The 17,752-nt window shown below is 55.0% G+C and carries 14 protein-coding genes and 1 pseudogene; 14 read left to right on the top strand and 1 reads right to left on the bottom strand.

Annotated elements, in window-relative coordinates:
• Nucleotides 1-118: pseudogene (locus CJ260_RS13235) on the top strand (IS30 family transposase); the annotation flags it as partial.
• A 19-nt stretch (nucleotides 119-137) separates the two neighbouring features.
• Here the strand turns inward: CJ260_RS13235 and CJ260_RS10920 are convergent.
• Nucleotides 138-662, bottom strand: coding sequence for a nitroreductase family protein (locus CJ260_RS10920; protein WP_087477848.1), 525 nt, complete (start codon nucleotides 660-662; stop codon nucleotides 138-140).
• Between the two features lie 268 nt (nucleotides 663-930).
• Between CJ260_RS10920 and CJ260_RS10915 the strand changes: the two genes are divergently transcribed.
• From CJ260_RS10915 to lpxD, 13 genes are all read left to right on the top strand, one after another.
• Nucleotides 931-1,695, top strand: coding sequence for an ABC transporter permease (locus CJ260_RS10915; RefSeq protein WP_087477847.1), 765 nt, complete (start codon nucleotides 931-933; stop codon nucleotides 1,693-1,695).
• Between the two features lie 8 nt (nucleotides 1,696-1,703).
• Nucleotides 1,704-2,456: an ABC transporter ATP-binding protein gene (locus CJ260_RS10910; RefSeq protein WP_087477846.1), complete on the top strand. Its 753-nt coding sequence runs from the start codon at nucleotides 1,704-1,706 to the stop codon at nucleotides 2,454-2,456.
• Nucleotides 2,453-3,688: an MlaD family protein gene (locus tag CJ260_RS10905; RefSeq protein WP_095630205.1), complete on the top strand. Its 1,236-nt coding sequence runs from the start codon at nucleotides 2,453-2,455 to the stop codon at nucleotides 3,686-3,688. The genes CJ260_RS10910 and CJ260_RS10905 overlap by 4 nt, the downstream gene beginning before the upstream one ends.
• 54 nt (nucleotides 3,689-3,742) lie before the next feature.
• On the top strand, nucleotides 3,743-5,269 hold the full coding sequence (locus CJ260_RS10900; protein WP_087477844.1) for a TolC family protein: 1,527 nt from the start codon (nucleotides 3,743-3,745) through the stop codon (nucleotides 5,267-5,269).
• Between the two features lie 207 nt (nucleotides 5,270-5,476).
• Nucleotides 5,477-9,778: a translocation/assembly module TamB domain-containing protein gene (locus tag CJ260_RS10895; protein ID WP_095630204.1), complete on the top strand. Its 4,302-nt coding sequence runs from the start codon at nucleotides 5,477-5,479 to the stop codon at nucleotides 9,776-9,778.
• A gap of 17 nt (nucleotides 9,779-9,795) precedes the next feature.
• Complete coding sequence (locus CJ260_RS10890; RefSeq protein ID WP_095630203.1) at nucleotides 9,796-10,434, top strand: sigma-70 family RNA polymerase sigma factor; 639 nt, start codon at nucleotides 9,796-9,798, stop codon at nucleotides 10,432-10,434.
• A 139-nt stretch (nucleotides 10,435-10,573) separates the two neighbouring features.
• Entirely contained in the window at nucleotides 10,574-11,149 is a 576-nt protein-coding gene (locus CJ260_RS10885; RefSeq protein WP_095630202.1) for a hypothetical protein, read from the top strand.
• 13 nt (nucleotides 11,150-11,162) lie between these two features.
• The gene (locus CJ260_RS10880; RefSeq protein ID WP_095630201.1) at nucleotides 11,163-13,520 is read left to right on the top strand and encodes an outer membrane protein assembly factor; all 2,358 of its coding nucleotides are present in this window, start codon (nucleotides 11,163-11,165) and stop codon (nucleotides 13,518-13,520) included.
• A 13-nt stretch (nucleotides 13,521-13,533) separates the two neighbouring features.
• Complete coding sequence (locus tag CJ260_RS10875) at nucleotides 13,534-14,820, top strand: hypothetical protein (protein WP_233127975.1); 1,287 nt, start codon at nucleotides 13,534-13,536, stop codon at nucleotides 14,818-14,820.
• Between the two features lie 22 nt (nucleotides 14,821-14,842).
• The gene (locus tag CJ260_RS10870) at nucleotides 14,843-15,328 is read left to right on the top strand and encodes an OmpH family outer membrane protein (RefSeq protein WP_087477838.1); all 486 of its coding nucleotides are present in this window, start codon (nucleotides 14,843-14,845) and stop codon (nucleotides 15,326-15,328) included.
• 9 nt (nucleotides 15,329-15,337) lie between these two features.
• A complete protein-coding gene (locus tag CJ260_RS10865; RefSeq protein WP_087477837.1) occupies nucleotides 15,338-16,267 on the top strand; it encodes a hypothetical protein in 930 nt (309 codons plus the stop codon).
• Nucleotides 16,268-16,286: 19 nt separating this feature from the next.
• Nucleotides 16,287-16,706 carry an OmpH family outer membrane protein gene (locus CJ260_RS10860; protein WP_087477836.1) on the top strand — a complete coding sequence of 140 codons (420 nt, stop codon included), beginning with the start codon at nucleotides 16,287-16,289 and terminating at the stop codon, nucleotides 16,704-16,706.
• 15 nt (nucleotides 16,707-16,721) lie between these two features.
• Entirely contained in the window at nucleotides 16,722-17,750 is a 1,029-nt protein-coding gene (gene lpxD, locus CJ260_RS10855; protein ID WP_087477835.1) for a UDP-3-O-(3-hydroxymyristoyl)glucosamine N-acyltransferase, read from the top strand.
• Nucleotides 17,751-17,752 lie beyond the last annotated feature (2 nt).

Genomic DNA, 17,752 nt, shown 5'->3' with positions numbered 1-17,752 from the left:
CGTTCCAGAAGCCTATGTGCAAGCTGTTTTTGCAGAACTAAATCGCCGTCCCCGAAAATGTTTAGGATACAAAACGCCATACGAAGTACATTACTCTAAAAAGTTGCACTTAGCTTGACAATTCGCCCGGTATGAAATTAGCGGACGTAAGTTACGAAGTCGGCCTTGCGCGGTTTTGCTGCCGGCACAGGGCCGTCGGCGTAGCCGAGGATGCAGTGGCCGACTCCTACGAGGTGTTCCGGCAGGTTCCACTGGCGGAGCAGCGCTTTGCCTTCGGCCGATTCAAATTCTTCTTTGGCCCGGTTGATCCAGCACGAGCCGATGCCTAAGGAAGCGGCGGCGTTCATGAGGTTGCCCATGACCAGGCAGCCGTCGGACCAGGCGTTGGCCGATTTTTCCATGTCGGCCAACACGACGACGATGGTCGGCGCACCGTACATGGGGTCGCTGTCCGTTCCCATGATCTTAGCGTTCATGGCGGTTAATTTAGCAATCGTTTCCTTGTCCTGTACGACGACCATCGTGACGGGCTGGATGCCCATGCCGCTGGCGGCGTACATGCCTGCTTCCAGGATTTGCTGCAAGTCGCTTTCGGGAATTTGTTCCGCTTTGTATTTGCGGATGCTGCGGCGGGAAATTAAGGTTTGTATTGTTTCGTTCATGCGTATCGCTCCTTTTATATAGAAATATAACTATACTTGTCTGTATGTATTATACCACATCTGTTTTTGGCGGGACGGGACGGAGCCATCTTTTTTCTTGCCATTTGCAGGATAAAATGCTATTATCTTATTTATAAGAAAACTCAAAAGGTTTTTTCAGTTTTCTAACAATTTTTTAACAATTCTCGTTTCTCGTTTTACAGCGGCCCATTATTGATGGTATAGTAAAATAGACGGAGAAATCGAAGCCGGAGAGGAGTGGTTGTCGGTGCAGGAGGCATTGGAGAGAGTAGGGCGCTTTACCCTTCATATCTTTGAACAGGTCGGCGTTCTAGCTATTTTATTCATCCAAACCCTGAGACAGCTTCCCAAAATTCAGCGCGGCCTGACGGTTGCGCAGATGGCTCATCTGGGGGTCAATTCCCTGCCCATCGTCAGCCTGACCCTTCTCTTTGCCGGCATGGTCATGACCCTGCAGATCGTGGATATCCTGCTGCGGTACGGCGCCCAGTCTACCTTGGGCGGCGTCATGTCTATCGCCATGGGCCGCGAGCTGGGGCCGATTCTGACCGGCGTCGTCGTCGCCGGCCGCGTAGGTGCGGCCATGACGGCCGAGCTGGGCACGATGAAGGTTACGGAGCAAATCGACGCCCTGCGCTGCATGGCTGTCAATCCGATTGCCTACCTCGTCGTACCCCGTTTCGTCGCCTGCGTCATCATGGTGCCGATCCTGTCGTTTTACGGGTATGTCATCGGTACGGCCGGAGGCTACGCCGTAGCGACCTTTGGCGCCGGCCTGACTCATTTTACGTATATGAATTCCGTCGAGCTGTTTACCGAGGTAGGAGACATCGTATACGGCCTGATCAAGGCCATGTTTTTCGGCGGCATTATCGCCCTGATTGCCTGCTATGAAGGCATGCACGCCAAGAGCGGCGCAGAGGGCGTAGGCCAGGCGACGACTAAGTCTGTCGTCACGTCCATTATTTTTATCTTTATATGCAATTACCTATTGTCTGTTATTTTGTATTAGGAGAGCCTATGATTAGTTTGCGCGATGTAACCGTAGCCTATGGAAGCCAGGTTGTCCTGGACGGCGTCGACCTCGACATCTGCGACGGGGAGACGCTGGCCATTTTAGGGGCCAGCGGTTCGGGGAAAAGTACGATCCTGCGGCTGATCATCGGCCTGCAGAAGCCGACAAGGGGCCGCATTTTTGTGGACGGCGCGGACATTACGCCGTACGACGAAGAGCAGCTCAATGAAATGCGCCGGAATATGGGCATGGTGTTTCAATACTCGGCGTTGTTCGACTCTATGACCGTAGGGGAGAACGTGGCTTTCGGCCCGCGGCAGCGTACGCGCTGCAGCGAGGAGGAAATACAGGCAATCGTCAGGGAAAAGCTCAGCCTCGTCGGATTGGAGGGCATTGAGGACATGATGCCCAACGATTTGTCCGGCGGCATGAAAAAGCGCGTCAGCCTGGCCCGGGCAATCGCCCTGGACCCGAAGACTATTTTATACGACGAACCGACGGCCGGGCTCGACCCGCTGCGGAGCATGGATATTAACCGCCTTATTGTCGGCATGCAGCGGCATTTGAAAGCCACGTCGATTCTCGTTACCCACGATATGCGGTCGGCCTTTTATGCCGCAGACAGGATAGCCTTCCTGCAGGGCGGCAGGTTCAGGCTGATCGCGCCGAAGGAAGAATTTAAACATACAGAAGATCGGGAAGTACTGCAGTTTATTTACGGCGGCGAGCTGCCCGAGGAAAGGGAGACGATGCTATGAGATGGAGTGCGGAAGCCAAGGTCGGCCTCGTAACCATTGTCGGCGTCCTGGTATTTACATATGTCATCATCACCTTGGCCCACGCCGAGATATTCGGCAATCCCGGCTTCGAGGTTCACACCGTATTTCATGACGCCAACGGCCTGCAGCAGGGGAATTCCGTACGCTACGTAGGCGTCCATGTCGGCAAGGTAGAAAAGGTCACGCCCCTTCGGAACGGCGTGGATATCGTGCTGCGGATTGATGAAGGGACGGAAATTCCCAAGGATTCGCGGGTGGCAATTACGACGGACGGCCTGCTGGGCGAAAAAATCGTAGCGATTACGCCTGGCAATGATAAAAACAATATCCTGGCCGACGGCGATACCCTGAACAGCAACCAGGGCAAAACCATGGACGACATGATGAACAGCGCCGGCACGCTGATCAACGGCGCCAATGATATGATAAAAAATATCAACGCCATCCTCGGCGACGCCAAGACCCAGGCGGCGATGCGCGGCTCTATTCAAAATGTAGAAGCCATTACGGGACAGACCAGCGCCATGATGGAGGCCAACGCCGCGAATATTCAGCAGATTACGGCCAATATGGCGGCGATGACGGCGCAGATGAACGCGTCGCTGCAGCAGCTGGACGGAGACGGGGCCACGTCGGCCAACGTTCGGGAAATGGCCGCCAATATGAAAAATATTACGGAACGCTTCGATACGATTGCCCGCTCTATGGAAACGATGACGACCAATCCGCAGAGCCAGGCAGACATTCAGACGACGCTGCACAATACGGCCGAGATCACGACGAAGGTCAACAATATCCTCGGCGGCAGCGGCGACGTGAAGTTTGAAGGAGAAGCGGGCTTCTTGTATAATGATACGCAAAGTGAAAGCGGGGCCCATGCAAATTTTAGGTTGTACCGGAACAATTCCTTCGCTTTGGTCGGAGCTGAAAGTATTGGCAACGGTACGAATCTAAACTTGCAGTTTGGACGCCGCAGTTCCTGGTTTGACAGCCGCTTCGGCCTGATCAACGGCGATTTGGGCGTCGGCGTCGATTTATTCGCCGACGGGCCGTTCCGCCTGAGTCTGGAGGGGTACGACCCCAACGACTGGCGGTACCGCGTGAAGGCCCAGTACCGCATCTTGCCGGATATTTATTTATTCGGCCAGTTTACCCGTCCCATGGACAGGAGCGACGGCGGCAATTATTACGGCATCAACTATGCGTTTTAGCATATTTCCAGTTTTATGATAAAGGATAGAAAATAATTGACGGGGGTACCCAAGATGAATAAGAATTTGTACAGAAAGATAATCATCGCCATGATGGTAACGACTTTGGGAGGCGCGTCGGCCTTTGCGGAAGACACTGCCCAGGCATCGGCTGAAGCGGCGCCGAAAGCGCCGGTAAGCGTCGCGAAAGTGCGTCCTGTCGACGTGACGCCGGCCCTGCGGGAAGAATTAGCCCGCCAGATCGCAGCGGAATCGGAAAAGAAAGCGCAGAAGCGCGCCGCTAAAAAAGAGCAGGACCCGGTTATCGTCATCGGCCGGGTAGCTCCGGATCAGGCCGTCGAGCTGACGCTGCCCAAGACTGTGCAGATGGCCTTGGATTATAACCGCGATATCAAGGTCGCCCATTATGACCTGAAGAGCGCCGAATACTACATCGATGAAGCGCGGGCCGGCAAAATGCCTCAGTTCAGCTACACCTTCGACGCGTCGCGCCGTGAAAACAGCGGCAGCTCCGGCATGAATAACCGGGACAGCATTACCAACTCCTTCGGTCACGGCCTGAGCGTCAATATTCCCCTCTATACGGGCGGCCGCGTAGAAGGACAGATTGCCGTGGCTAAGCTGGGCAAGACCAGCGCCCAGGAAGAAATCCTGCGGGTAGAACAGGCGACAAAGCTTTCAGCCGTTCAGGGCTATTTCGGCCTGCTGGCATATGAAGAGCTGCGCGACGTATACCATGAAGCGGTCACGAATATGCAGGGCCACGTCGACAACGTCACGGCCCAGTACAATGTCGGCACCGTCGCCAAGCTCGACGTCCTCACGTCGAACGTCTCCCTGGCCGACGCCAAGACGAACGCCGTCACGGCAGACAACAACGTGGCCGTTGCCGAAGCGAACCTGAACAACATCCTCGGCTTGCCGCTGCAGACGAAGCTGGAGCTCGTAGACCATCATCTCCCCTTCGAATCGTACGATATTTCCCTTCAGGAAGCCTTGGACTACGCTATGAAATACCGGCCGGAAGTCCTGCAGGCTGCGCTGAGCGTCCGTCAGGCTGAAGAAAATATCGGCATCGCCAACGCCGGCAATATGCCAAGCGTATCTATCGGAGCCGGCAACGACTGGAGCGACGAAGATTTCCCCGGCTCGGGCAACAGTGCATGGCGCGTAACGGGCGGCATTACGTTCAGCTTCTTTGACGGCGGCGCGACGAACGCCCGCGTTAAACAAGCCAAGCAGGCCCTGCTGGCTGCCCGTGAAACGGAACAGCAGACCCGCGAAGCCGTTCAGCTGGCCGTTAAGCAGGCTTACCTGAACATCCGCAGCGCCGCGCAGCGCGTAGAAGCCAGCCAGTCTGCCGTCGCTGAAGCCGAAGAAAGCTTCAAGATTGCTCGCGTCCGCTATCAGGCCGGCGTCGGCATCAACCTGGACGTTCTCGACGCGCAGTTAAACCTGAATCAGGCGCAGACGAACTACATTCAGGCGCTGTACGACTATAACGTCGGCATTGCCCAGCTGGAACAGGCGATGGGCGTAGACGTTCGGTCCGGCGTCGTCATCCCGTCCATGACGGAATAAATTATATACAGGCGTATTGCAAGGTCATAAGCGCTGTCCATCGGGACGGCGGCTTATGACCTTCTTTGCAATACAGACGGCGTGTCACAAGTTTTAAACAATTTTTGAAGGACGCCATATATTTCTTGATTTTATGTACCGGCCTAGGTAGAATAAAAAGAGATTCATACACTTTTGTTTTTTATATGTACATGCGGGAGACTCGGCGTGAAGAAAAAATGGATAGCCGGCTGCGCTGCGTCGGCCTTTTTTCTGTCGGCCACGGCGGCTTTTTGGATGGAAAAACCGGCTTTAACGCAGCAGCTGAGCGAAATCGTAACGACAACAGCAAATAGCAAGCTAAACGGAACCTTATCCTTCGCGTCGATGGATATTTCCCTGACGGGGAAGGTGACCATATCCCGTCCGGTTATCCGCGACGCGAAGGGGCGGATCGTGCTGGAAAGCGAAGATATCGACGTGTATGTCAATCCCGTCAAAATACTGCCTTCTCTATGGGATGGGAACGTATTGGCGTCGCTGGATACAGTAGCCGTCGACAAGCCCGTAGTGCATCTCTGGGAAAATGAAGACGGCTCGTGGAATGTTGCTGCCCTTATTAAACCGAGTGATACGGAAAGGGGCGCAGATTTTTACGGCGTCGTGCGCCTGAGCGACGGCGTCGTGCGCGTGCTGCTGCCTGATGGAAGCGGCAGAACGGTGGCTTTGGAAGACGTAGATGGCTCTGTGTCCTTTGCCGAATACCCCAAGGCCATCGCCTTGACAGCCGATGCCTCGCTGGACGGCTACGACCTGATTCTTTCGGGAACGTATACGTCGGCGCGGCAATATGATATGACGATACAGGCCGAACGCATCGACGCGTCGTATGCCGCTCCCTTTATTCCAAAGGACGTAGACGTGACGATTCTCGGCGGCGCTGCCGAGAATGTAAAAGCGCGGGTAGCCGACGGCAAAGACGGCCTCTTCGTATCGGGGCAGGCCGACATTGCAGACGGCGCAGCCGCCGCGTACGGCCTCAGCGTAGACGGGCTTACGGGCCATGTTTCCCTGGGGACGGACGATGTGCTGCTGAAAGGTGTATCGGGGACGATCAACGGCCAGGAATTTCAGGCCGACGGCATTGTGAAGACCAACGGCGCGTCTCCTGTATTCAATATAGACGTCGACGTGCCGGGTGCGGCGCTGGACGCTTTTTCTGAATTTATACCGGCTCCCGTTTCCGGTACAGTCGGATTTAAGGGAACCCTGTGGGGGACGGCCGACGACGTAAGCGGCAAGGGCAAGCTCACCGCTTCGAACGTCGCTTACGACGGCTGGCTTCTCGACGACGGCGCGGCGGATATTTCCTACGCAGACCATGTGGCGCAGATAGAAAATCTAACGGCCCATGCCGCCGGAGGCGAGATTACGGGCCGCGGCGCTTATCATGCCGATACGGGCGATTTCACTGCCGAGGCGAAGGCTGCATCTGTCGACTTGTCGCAGATTCCTGCGGTCCCCGTTTCCGTATTGGGGTCTGTTTCGGCAGAAGTCCAGGCGGCCGGCAATCTCCAGAGCGGTACGGTGCAGGCATTGGGCCGAGCGGAAGCCTACGGCCTTTCATACAACGGCATAGAATCGGATCGCAGTTCTGCCGATTTTTCCTACACCGACGGAGTTATTACCCTGTCGAATTTGGACATGGCTGTCGGCGGCGGCACGATTCGGGGCGGCGGTACCTATGATATGCATACGGGCGCGCCGAACATTGCCTTTACGGCAGAAAACGTGTCCCTCGACGTGCTGAGCTCTGCCGCCTCCGTGCCTATGAGCGGCTCTGTGTCGGCTGCAGGCCATGTATACGGCCCCGACCTGCAGTGGGAACTGTCTGTCAGCGGGCGGAACGGCTCGATTCAGCACTTGGCCTTTGATTCTATCGACGGAACCCTTCGCGGCGTCGGCCGTCAAATTGAAATCCCTGCTGCATACTGGCGATATAAAGACGGCGTTCATACACTGTCGGGAACGGTGGATTTAGATACGCGAGCCGTCAGCGGGACGATGACTACGGAGCACATGCGCCTGGAAAAACTCCTGCCGGCTATTGGGCAGGGAGATTTGCCCATGACGGGCTGGGCGGATAATACCGTGTCGATTCGCGGAACCATAGACGACCCGGTTGCAGAGGGGACCTTCCACTTGACCAGCGGTTCCTACGCCGGGTACTTATATAAAAATATCAGCGCCGACTATCGCCTGGATCAGGGCGTCCTTTATATTTCGAACGGCGATATTTCGTCGTACAACGCGTCCGTATCCGTACAGGGCTCTGTCGGCCAGTCCTTGAACCTGGATATTGAGGGAAAGGAACTGGATATTTCCCGCATGATGCCGCGCAGCCGCCTGCCGCGGAGCGGCGTGTTCAACGTCAGCGCCCATATTGGCGGCACGCCGGACAACCCGACGGCCGGAGGCTCTCTGCGGGCTGATACGCTTACGATCAACGGCATGGAGCTGACGAACGTACGCGGTGATTTTGCGTATTATGACAAGCTGGTGCGCCTGACGGACCTGCACTTTGACCAAAGCGGCGGTTCGTACGATGCGAACCTGCTGTACCGCACGGAAGACGGCTGGATGCGCGGACAGACCGGCGTTCGCAACGGCGACATCGCCAGCATCCTGAAGCTGGCCGCCGTGCCTGTACAGCAGGTAGAAGGCCATATAAACGGCCAAATTGATTTGGAAGGCACGTCGTCTGATCCGAAAGCGTCTATTACAGGGCAGATTACGGACGCATCGCTGGCCGGACAAGCTGTCGAGCCGGCGGATATAGATATTCGCCTGGAAAAGGGAACGGTACAGGTTAATAAGCTGGCCCTGAAGACTGGCGACAGCCTGTTGGCTGCGAAGGGGACCTATGCCTTCCACGGCCCCGTCGCTATGCAGGTGGCGGCCCGCAATTTCCCGTCCCGCATCTTGCTGGATATTTTGGGACAGACTGACGTAGCCGTCGATACGCCCATTGATTTTGCCGCGGCCCTGGGCGGCACGGGCGACGATTTGGAAGCCGACGTGTCGGCGCAGCTGAACGGCGGCGCTATTAACGGCGTATCCTTCACCAACGGCTTTGCCTTATTGAACATCCGCGATGGAAATATACATATCGATCAGGCATATTTAGCCCGCGATCCCTATAAAGTCGCGGCCTACGGCGACATACCCGTCAGCGCGCTTCACGGCGGGCGGGGCGCCGAGCCGATGAACGTGACGCTCAAGCTCGACAACACGGGGCTGGATATTTTAGCGGTCCTGACGCCTGCCGTCGAGTCGGCTCAGGGCGGCGTCGAAGGGGAGCTGCAGCTGGGAGGTACGCTGGCAGAGCCGCAGATACACGGCAGCGTGAGCGTGCAGGACGGTTCCATCCAGTTCAGCGATGTTGCCTATCCGTTGGAACACATTACGGGCAATATCGTATTTGGCGGCCAGAACGTCTCTGTAACCGCCTCGGCGACGATGGACAAAGAAGGCGCCAAGGATCCGGGCAGCGTTTTCGTCCAAGGCCAGGCCGCCTGGGACGGCTGGCATTTGACGAAGTATGAAGGCAATCTGTTTTTGAATCGCCTGGCCTTGGACTGCGATTACTTTAAAGGCCCGCTGAACGGGACCTTTACCTTAGGCGAAGGTCGGCGAGGTCCTAAGCTGAGCGGTTCTATCGATATAGCGAATACGACCCTGGATATACCCCTGAGCTTTTCCGATAGTTCCAGCGCTCCCGAGCTGGAATTGGACGTTTCTGTAAACTTAGGGGAAAAAGTAAGGTTGTATAATCCGGCATTATATGATTTAATGGTAAATGGCTCTGCTCGTTTCAGAGGATCGACGACATGGCCCATGCCGTCGGGCCGGTTCGAAGCGTCGCGCGGGACGGTCTATTACTTAAATACGACGTTCCGCCTGTCTAAAGCCCGGGCTGACTTTAATCAGTTCGGTTCATTCCTGCCGTCTGTCGACATCGAAGGGAACACGCGCGTCGGCCAGTACGGCGTCTTGCTGACGCTCCGAGGTCCTGTAGAAAATATGGACCTGGTGCTGCGGTCGGATCCGCCGCTTACGAAGCAGCAGATCATTTCCTTGATTACGCTGCGCAACAGCAGCAGTAAGCAGCAGAGTTCCCTGAACAGTGAGGACATGAGTACCCTCGTCGGTTCGGGCATCCGCATGACTTTGAACAGCCTGGGGATTACGCAGGAGCTGGAAAAAGCGCTGTACCTGGACATGCTGACCGTTACCAACGGGTCTTTAGATTTCAGCGACAAGCACAGCGATGTAAGCAACAACTATTACAACATCGAAATGGGCAAATATCTGTTTGATAACTTCATGCTTACGGCAGCTTTCGGGTTAAATCACGACGACAACCGCTTTGGCGCCCAGTATGATTTGGGCAGCCGGTTCAGCGTCAACGCCTGGACGTCCGATGACGACAGTTTTGTCGGCGGCATGTACCGCTATTCATTCTATTAGGAACAGGAGGGGACAGCGTGCTGGAACGATATTTAGAAGAATTAAAGCGCATTTCCCTCTTGACGCCGGAGGAAGAGCGGGCCTTATGGAAGGCGTACAAGGACGACGGCGATATGGCCAGCCGCAGAAAGCTCATCGAGCAGTATCAGCCTCTCGTATTCAAAGAGGCGATGCGCTGGCATATCCGGGCAGATTTGCTGCCCGACGCCGTGCAGGAAGGGACGGTCGGCCTCATCGAAGCCGTCGAGCGCTTTGACTACCGGCGCAATGTGGCTTTTCCTTTGTTTGCCGTACACCGCATTCGGGGAGAAATCGTTGACTACCTGAATAAGGAAGGCAGCATGGCGTCCTTGTCCATCGACGAGCCTGATGAAAACGGATTGACGCTGCGGGAAATGCTTCCTGACGAAGACGTAGATATTGCAGAGCAGACGGGGCGCCGATTGCTGTTTGAACACGTAGCCAAGACGCTGCAGCGTCTGCCGCAGAAGGAACAGACTGTCCTTGAGGGCGTGTATTTGCAGGATAAGCAGCAGAAATATCTGGCCCGCGACATGGACGTGAGCCTGCCCTACGTCTATCGCCTGCAGAAACGGGGGATTCGCCGCGTCCGCGGCATGCTCAGCCAGTTTATTCACGACTGCAAAAAAAAGTAACCGAGGTGTTTTTCGCAGAAAACTAAAGGTTTATGGAGTATTTTTTGTGTAATATAGGAATTTTGCTGATTTTTTTCTGTTACAAACGAGGCCCTGTGCCAGGATACTATAGGTATGTTCAGAAAGGAGTCAGCAGCATATGGGAAAATCAGGCAATAATATAGCTGAACATGTCCGGTCGGCTAAGATGTGGCTGGAAAAAGCGGAGCAATCCTTTGACCGCCAGTCTGAAATCCAGGGAGAACTGAATCTCATGCTGGCGGAGGCCGAGATGAAAAATCTGCGGAAACGCCACGGCTTGAAGGTGCGCGCTAAACTTCGTGTCGCAGCGGCTATGGGGATTGCCGTCATGGCCGCTGGATTGTGGTATGCCGCGACCAGGGAAAGTCCCGCGACGGCGCTGCCGGTACGGGATGCCGCACCGGCAGTACAGCAGTCTCCTGAGAAATTGCCGGCTGCACCGGCCAAGGCGTCGGCGCAGCCTGAACCATATGCAGGGCAGCAGGTTCATGCAGAGCCTGCTGCCGCGGCGAGGCCGACAGCCTCGCTTGAACAACGCGATGACGCAGCGGTGCCTGCTTCGGCATCAGAAGCTGCCGCGCCGATTCAACGCAGCGCGCCTGAGCCGAAAGAGGTGCTGACAGACGCGCAGATACAGCAGGCCGTACGAGATGCGCGCCATAGCCTGCGCGGTACGGACGTAAAGAATAACTAAATGGAGGTTTTGTATGAATACGCGGAAGAAGAAGCTTCTTGTCTTGATGATGACCAGCGCAATGATGACCTGCCCGGTGTGGGCAAGCGACGAAACGGCGGCGCAGCCGGCTCCGGCTGCCGGCGCGACGGGATATGAACCGGTAGGTAAAGATGTCGTTGCTGCCGATGTCGTTTCGGCTGCGGGAATGTCGGGCACTGAAAAGATGGCCGTCAACGCGACGATAACGGCGCGGGCCGATAAGGCAACGCAGGATACGATGGCGGCGGCCCAATCGGGGTTGACCGGATATGAAACGGAAGAAGAGTTGGCGGCGATTGCTGGAGGCAAGACGCCGGAAGAAATTCATAAGGCTGCCGAAGCTTCTTCTCAGGAAACCGCTCCTGCTGAGTCCGTTCCTGGCACAGGATATGAAGCTGCGCCGCAGGCATCGGAAACGGCAGCTCCTGCTGGAACGGCTCAGGCCGCAGGGCCTGGCGCTTCGGCAAAGCCTGCAGCAGCTCCGGCTGCGCCTGCTCCCAAACTGCCGGGCACGCCGGTGCAGTTCCCGGCTAGAATCGGCGACTTCGTCGTAGATTCCAGTGTTCCCAATTATCCTATGGCCGTCATTCCGCCGGAAGGCGGGGTTAACCTGCCCTATGGCAGCCTTGTATCGGACAGCGACGTCGCGCCGTACCTCAACAAGACGGCTACATCTGTTACGGTCAGCCCGGTACCGGATGAAAAAATCGAAGAAAACATTCTTCCGCGATTGGCTATGCGCGTCGGCGACGCCGTCAATATGGCCTATATCCGCCATGACTTGAACGTCATCGGTTCGACGGGCATCTTTTCTACGGTTAAGCCGTCCTTTACCAACGTACCCGAAGGGGTTCAGCTGAACTACACCGTTCAGATGAACCCTGTCGTCAACGGCATAGAGATTACAGGGAATAAGTCCCTTTCGGACAGCGATATCAAAAAGCTCATTACGATTACGCCGGGCTCGGTGCTCAATACGTCGATTGTCAGCCGCGACATTGCCGCCATCAATACGACGTACAATAACGCCGGCTACATGCTGAACCGCGTATCGGAAGTCAGCCTCGATGAAAAAGGGATTCTCCACATCGGCATCTCTGAAGTCCATGTCGAAGATATTTCCCTGCGGGGCAATACGAAGACGCGGGATAAGGTTATTCTCCGGGAACTGCGCTTCAAGAAGGGCGACGTATTTAATCGCGAAGTAGCCAGCCGAAGCATTCAGCGCGTCTATAATACGGGCTACTTTGAAGACGTCAACGTTCGCCTGCTGCCGGGCCAGAAAAACGCTCAGGACGTCATCGTTGAAATTGACGTCGTAGAACAGAAGACCGGTACCGTTACTATCGGCGCCGGCTATTCCGATTCGGACGGCCTGGTAGGTATCCTGGGCCTGAGCGAAACGAACCTGCGCGGTACAGGCGATAAGGTCAGCATCCAGTGGGAATTCGGCGGCGAAACCAATTCCAATAAAAACTATATCTTCTCCTATACCCATCCGTGGCTCAACGATCAGGGCGATTCCATCGGCTTCAGCTTATTTGACCGCGAAAATGATTATACCGACTATAATGAAGACGGCGACGAAGTAGCCGATTACGACCGCCAGACACGGGGTTTCAATATCACCTACGGCCGTGTCCGCAGTGAATACGTCAGCGACTTCATTACTTTGGAAACGAAAGAAACAAAATATAAAGATTGGAATAGCGGATATGATTACCGTAAAGATTATGGTATTGCTGCCAATGGAGACGATTTAAACTTTAAGACAAACGGATATTTGGACGACAACTTCGGCACTACGAACAGCCTGCGCTGGTCTCATGTATTCGATAACCGCGATAATGTTTTCGATCCGACGCGGGGCAAACGCTTGTCCTTTACGGGTGTCTGGGCCGGCAACGGCTTAGGCGGCGATTTCGACTACTTTAAGTTCATCGTCGAAAATCGTCTGTATTACAAGGTCGGCCATGCCCACGTCATCGCCGTTCGCCTCATGGGCGGCATTGCCGACGGCGACATGCCGTACAACGACCTGTTCACGCTGGGCGGCGCCGATAACCTTCGCGGTTTTGAAGACGACGAATTCCGCGGCGACAAGATGTACTTGGGTACCATCGAATACCGCTATCCCATCGCTAAAAAAGTACAGGGCGTATTCTTCGTCGATGCCGGTAACGCCTGGGGCGGCACGGATAAAGTGCCTTGGTACCATGATAACGACGAGCTGCACGTAGCTGGCGGTCTGGGATTCCGCGTTACGACACCTATCGGGCCTATTCGCCTTGACTACGGTGTAGGTGATGAAGGCGGCAAGTTCCACTTCAGCTTCGGCGGCAAGTTCTAATGCTGTCGGACCAATGAAATCGACTATACTTCGAGCGGGCTTGGGAGCAGCCGTATGCGCCTGCTGCAGCGTTGGCAGCGCATGGGCGGCTCCCATCGCTCATGTCAGCGTCAGCGTCTCTTCCGTGCAGGAGAAGATGCCGCCCTTGGTGCAGAAGCGCATAGCGGCCAGCATTCAAACCGTAGGAAACCACGTGCTGCTGACCCATGACAGCGGCGAGGTGCTGGCAAACGGCGAGGAATATAACCGGATTATTAATGATATCGTCAATCGGGTCCTCATCGGCTACACTGTGGAATCGATTCAGATTCAGCCGGGCGAGGACACGACGTTGGCCGTGCAGATCCGTCCGTGGGGAGAGACGATTCAATCCGTCGCCATGCATGTGGATTACGGCGCTCTTCCCGATATGGGCCGACGCCTGGCCGACGGCGATTTGCGCAATGCTTCATCTATCGTAGAAAATCTCCTCGTCGGCCTGCCTGTCGATGCCCTGGACTGGGCGGACGGTACGATAAAAGCGGTGATGGAAAGCGAACTGGAAAGCCAGCTGCCGGAATTTTATCCCCATATCGCCATTACGCCAGGGCGCAGGGCAGAGGTAGAAATTTACTTGCTGCCGAAGCTGCCTGTAGTGCGCAATGTGGACGTAGCGATCGAGGCGGAACATCTGCCGAGAGTGATTTTCCTCAGCGCCCGCAAGAACATAGAAGAACGCTACGCTGGGCTGGAAGGCCTGCCCGTGGCGTTTGTTCACCGCCATGAACGAGATATACAGGCTGACCTGCGCCGGAGCGTAGACAGCCAATGGGTTATCCGCAAGTACAAGCTGAAAGTTGACCCTGTCGTGGAAGTCGGCGAAAATATGAAGATCCAGCTGTGTTCCCGAACTGATTTTTACGATATTCAGGCCGGGGCCTACGTCGACGTCGGCCGCGATGACAACAGCGGCGACGACACGGTTTTAAAAGCCCATTTAGGCCGCAAAATCGGCGGCCATCACGAGGTGTATACGCAGGTGGAATTCATGCCCAGCTCCGTCGATTGGAATATCATTCCCGGCTACTTTTACCGCTGGGGGAAATATACCCGTCTGGGTTATCAGTACGAGACGGACGACGACAGCAGCCACGTATGGGTGCGCCAGTATCTGGGCAAAAAATGGATGCTTCGCTTCGACAGGGATTTGACAAATCATGAGGACGAAATCGGCCTGACCTACCGCGTCCATGAATACATCGGGTTAGAATATATCATATCCGACCATGACAATTGGCTCAGGGTCATCGGATATTTGTAAACATAAAGGAGTACATGCCGTTATGATGTCAGAAATGGGTAAAAAACGAAATATTAAAATTTTTTCCGGCGTAATCGCCGTCGTCTTCGTTCTCAGTATTGCCGGCTTAGCCGTCATGCAGATGGGGAATCCCGTAAACGCCGCGCCGTCGAGCAATATCGGCGTCGTCGATATGAGCAAGGTCATCACGCCGGATAATCAGGACGCCGTCGAAGCACAGAAACAGCTTCAGCAGGCCGGCGAAGACATGCAGAAACAGTTTGACGAACAGTCTGCGAACATGACGGACGAACAAAAACAGGCGCTGTTCCAGAAAATGCAGGAAGAAATGAACCAGAAGCAGGAAGAAATCTTCAAGGGCATGAAGGATAAAGTCGATACGGCTATCGGTTCCGTCGCCAGCACGAAGGGCCTCAGCCTCGTCGTAGATAAGCGCGTCGTCCTGTACGGCGGTACGGACATTACCGATCAAGTAGCGAAGCAGCTGAACGATTCTCAGTCCAAATAAGGAGATCTCATGAAGCGGATATATGCGGCAGTTATCGGCGCCGTCGTCATAGCCGCCTGCATAGTCGTAGGCTGGCGTGCGATGGAACAACGAAATCAGGTATCGGAGATAGGGCCGTCGTATGCCTATGTCGACCTGGAGCACGTGGTTATGAGTCATCCCAGATACAGCGAATATCATCGGCTGGAGCTGGAATACAACGCCATGGTTGCCCAATATCAGTTTGAGCAGTGGAACTACTCCCATAAGGCGGCGGCAGAAGGCATTGCGTCGCAGCAGTTTGCTGCTGTGGATGCTGCCGGGACGGCGGCGCTGAATCAGGAGCTGCAGGCCAAGGTGCTGCTGAAGGAACAGGAGTTAAATAACGGACTGAAGCAGCAGTACGACCGGATACTGCAGGAAAAGAGGAAATCACAGCCTATGATTTCGAATGCCGATTCGCTAAAAATCGTCAATTTGCAGCTGAAGTTGCAAAATCTGGTCTTGAGCCAGGAAGAACGGCAGGCCGCTGAAGCGGAGCTGGCGCAGCTGCTGAAATCGGCGGAACCTAGCGTAGTAATCAGCGGCGAAACGGCGGCGGAAATCGATAAGGAAATGGCTCCGTATCGGGAAAAGGCGCAGAAAGAGCTGGAAGAATACGCCAAGACCGTAAAAGGCGATTTGGAAAAACGCCGCGACGACAGCCGCAGCGCCTTCCAGTCACAGCTGAGCGCGCTGCAGGACCGGCCGGAGCCGGAAGAGTGGAACCGGCAGTGGAAAGAGAAACTGCAGGCTAAAGAAAAGAAAATGAAAGATGTCAAAGAGGCCATCCTGGCAGATATCAGGACAAGAGCCGCCGACGTCGCGCACGAGCAGGGCATAGAGATGATTTTCTGCGAATATGCCGGCGTGGGAACGGCGCGGGATGTTACCGACGATATTATTGCCAGATTAGGCTGATAGTAGGAGGATTTGTACGATGAAAACAATGTGGAAGCGGCTGACGGCTGCCGCGCTGTTAACCCTGTGCGTCGGCATGCTTGCCGGATGCGGCGGCGAAGACCGGGTCGGCGTCGTCGACTTGGAACGGGTGCGGAAGGAAGCGCCGCTCGTACAGAAATATAAAGAAAAAACGGAAGAAAAGCAAAAGTCCGTAACGGAGGAATTGCAGAAGGCGCAGAGCACGATGTCGGCTGAAGACTTCCAAAAGAAACAGCAGCAGTCGCAGCAGGAATTGAATATTTTTGCCGCCAGCATGCAGCGGCAGTTTATGTCGGATATTCAGACGAACTTGGGCGAAATAGCTAAAGAAAAAGAAGTGGGCATCGTCATGGTGAAAGAAGCCGTGCCTAACGGCGGCATCGACGTGACCGATGAGTTAATTGCAAAGCTGCAGTAAAAAGGAGTGTACATTGTGGAAAAAACAGTGCAAGAATTAGCAGAATTTTTGGGCGGAACTGTGATTGGCGACGGCAGCGCCGTGATTTCGGATATTAAAGGGTTGGCGGAAGCGGGGAAGCAGGATATTACCTTCGCCGTCGACCCCTATACGGAATATCTTCCTCAGGTCCACGCCGGCGCCGTTATGGTTGAAAAAGAAGTGCCTGCCGGCGACAATACCCTGGTGATCGTAGAAAATCCTCGCTTGGCTTTTTCCAAGCTCCTTGTGCTGTTTCATCCTCGCCAGTCTGTACAATCGGGCGTCCATCCTACGGCGATTGTCGATGAAAGCGCGTCTGTAGGGGCAAATGCCGCCATTATGGCGTACGCCGTTATCGGAAAGAACGTCAAGATCGGCGAAGACTGCATCATCTATCCCTACGTGTTCATTGGCGACAACGTTTCCATTGGTAACGGTACGACGATTTTCCCCGGCGCCGTTATCCATGAAAACTGCGTTCTGGGAGAACGCGACGTTATCCGGGCCCACGCCGTCATCGGCGGCGAAGGATTCGGCTTTGCTACGAAAGACGGCAAGCATACGCGCATTCCCCAAATCGGCAACGTCGAAATCGGAGACGACGTCGAAATCGGCGCCTGCACGTGTATTGACAACGCGACGCTTGGTTCGACAAAGGTAGCGGCGGGAACTAAAATCGACAACCTCGTCCACCTGGGCCATAACGTAGAAATCGGCGAAGATTGCTTTATTATCGCTCAGACGGGGATTGCCGGCAGCACGAAGGTCGGCCACCACGTTATTTTTGCCGGGCAAACGGGCTGCACGGGGCACGTTACGATTGGCGACAATGCTGTATTTGCCGGAAAATCAGGGATTACAGGAAATATGGAAGGCAATAAGGTTTACGCCGGATTCCCCGTCCGTCCGCACATCGAATGGAGCCGTACGCAGGCTTACATCAAACGTCTGCCTGAAATGGCCAAGACGATCAAGGCTCTGGAAAAGAAAATTGCCGAATTAGAAAAAAAGGCGGGAATGTAAGA

The sequence above is a fragment of the Megasphaera sp. ASD88 genome (assembly GCF_002287425.1).
Taxonomy (GTDB): domain Bacteria; phylum Bacillota; class Negativicutes; order Veillonellales; family Megasphaeraceae; genus Megasphaera; species Megasphaera stantonii.
This window is presented reverse-complemented; position numbering and strand designations above follow the sequence as displayed.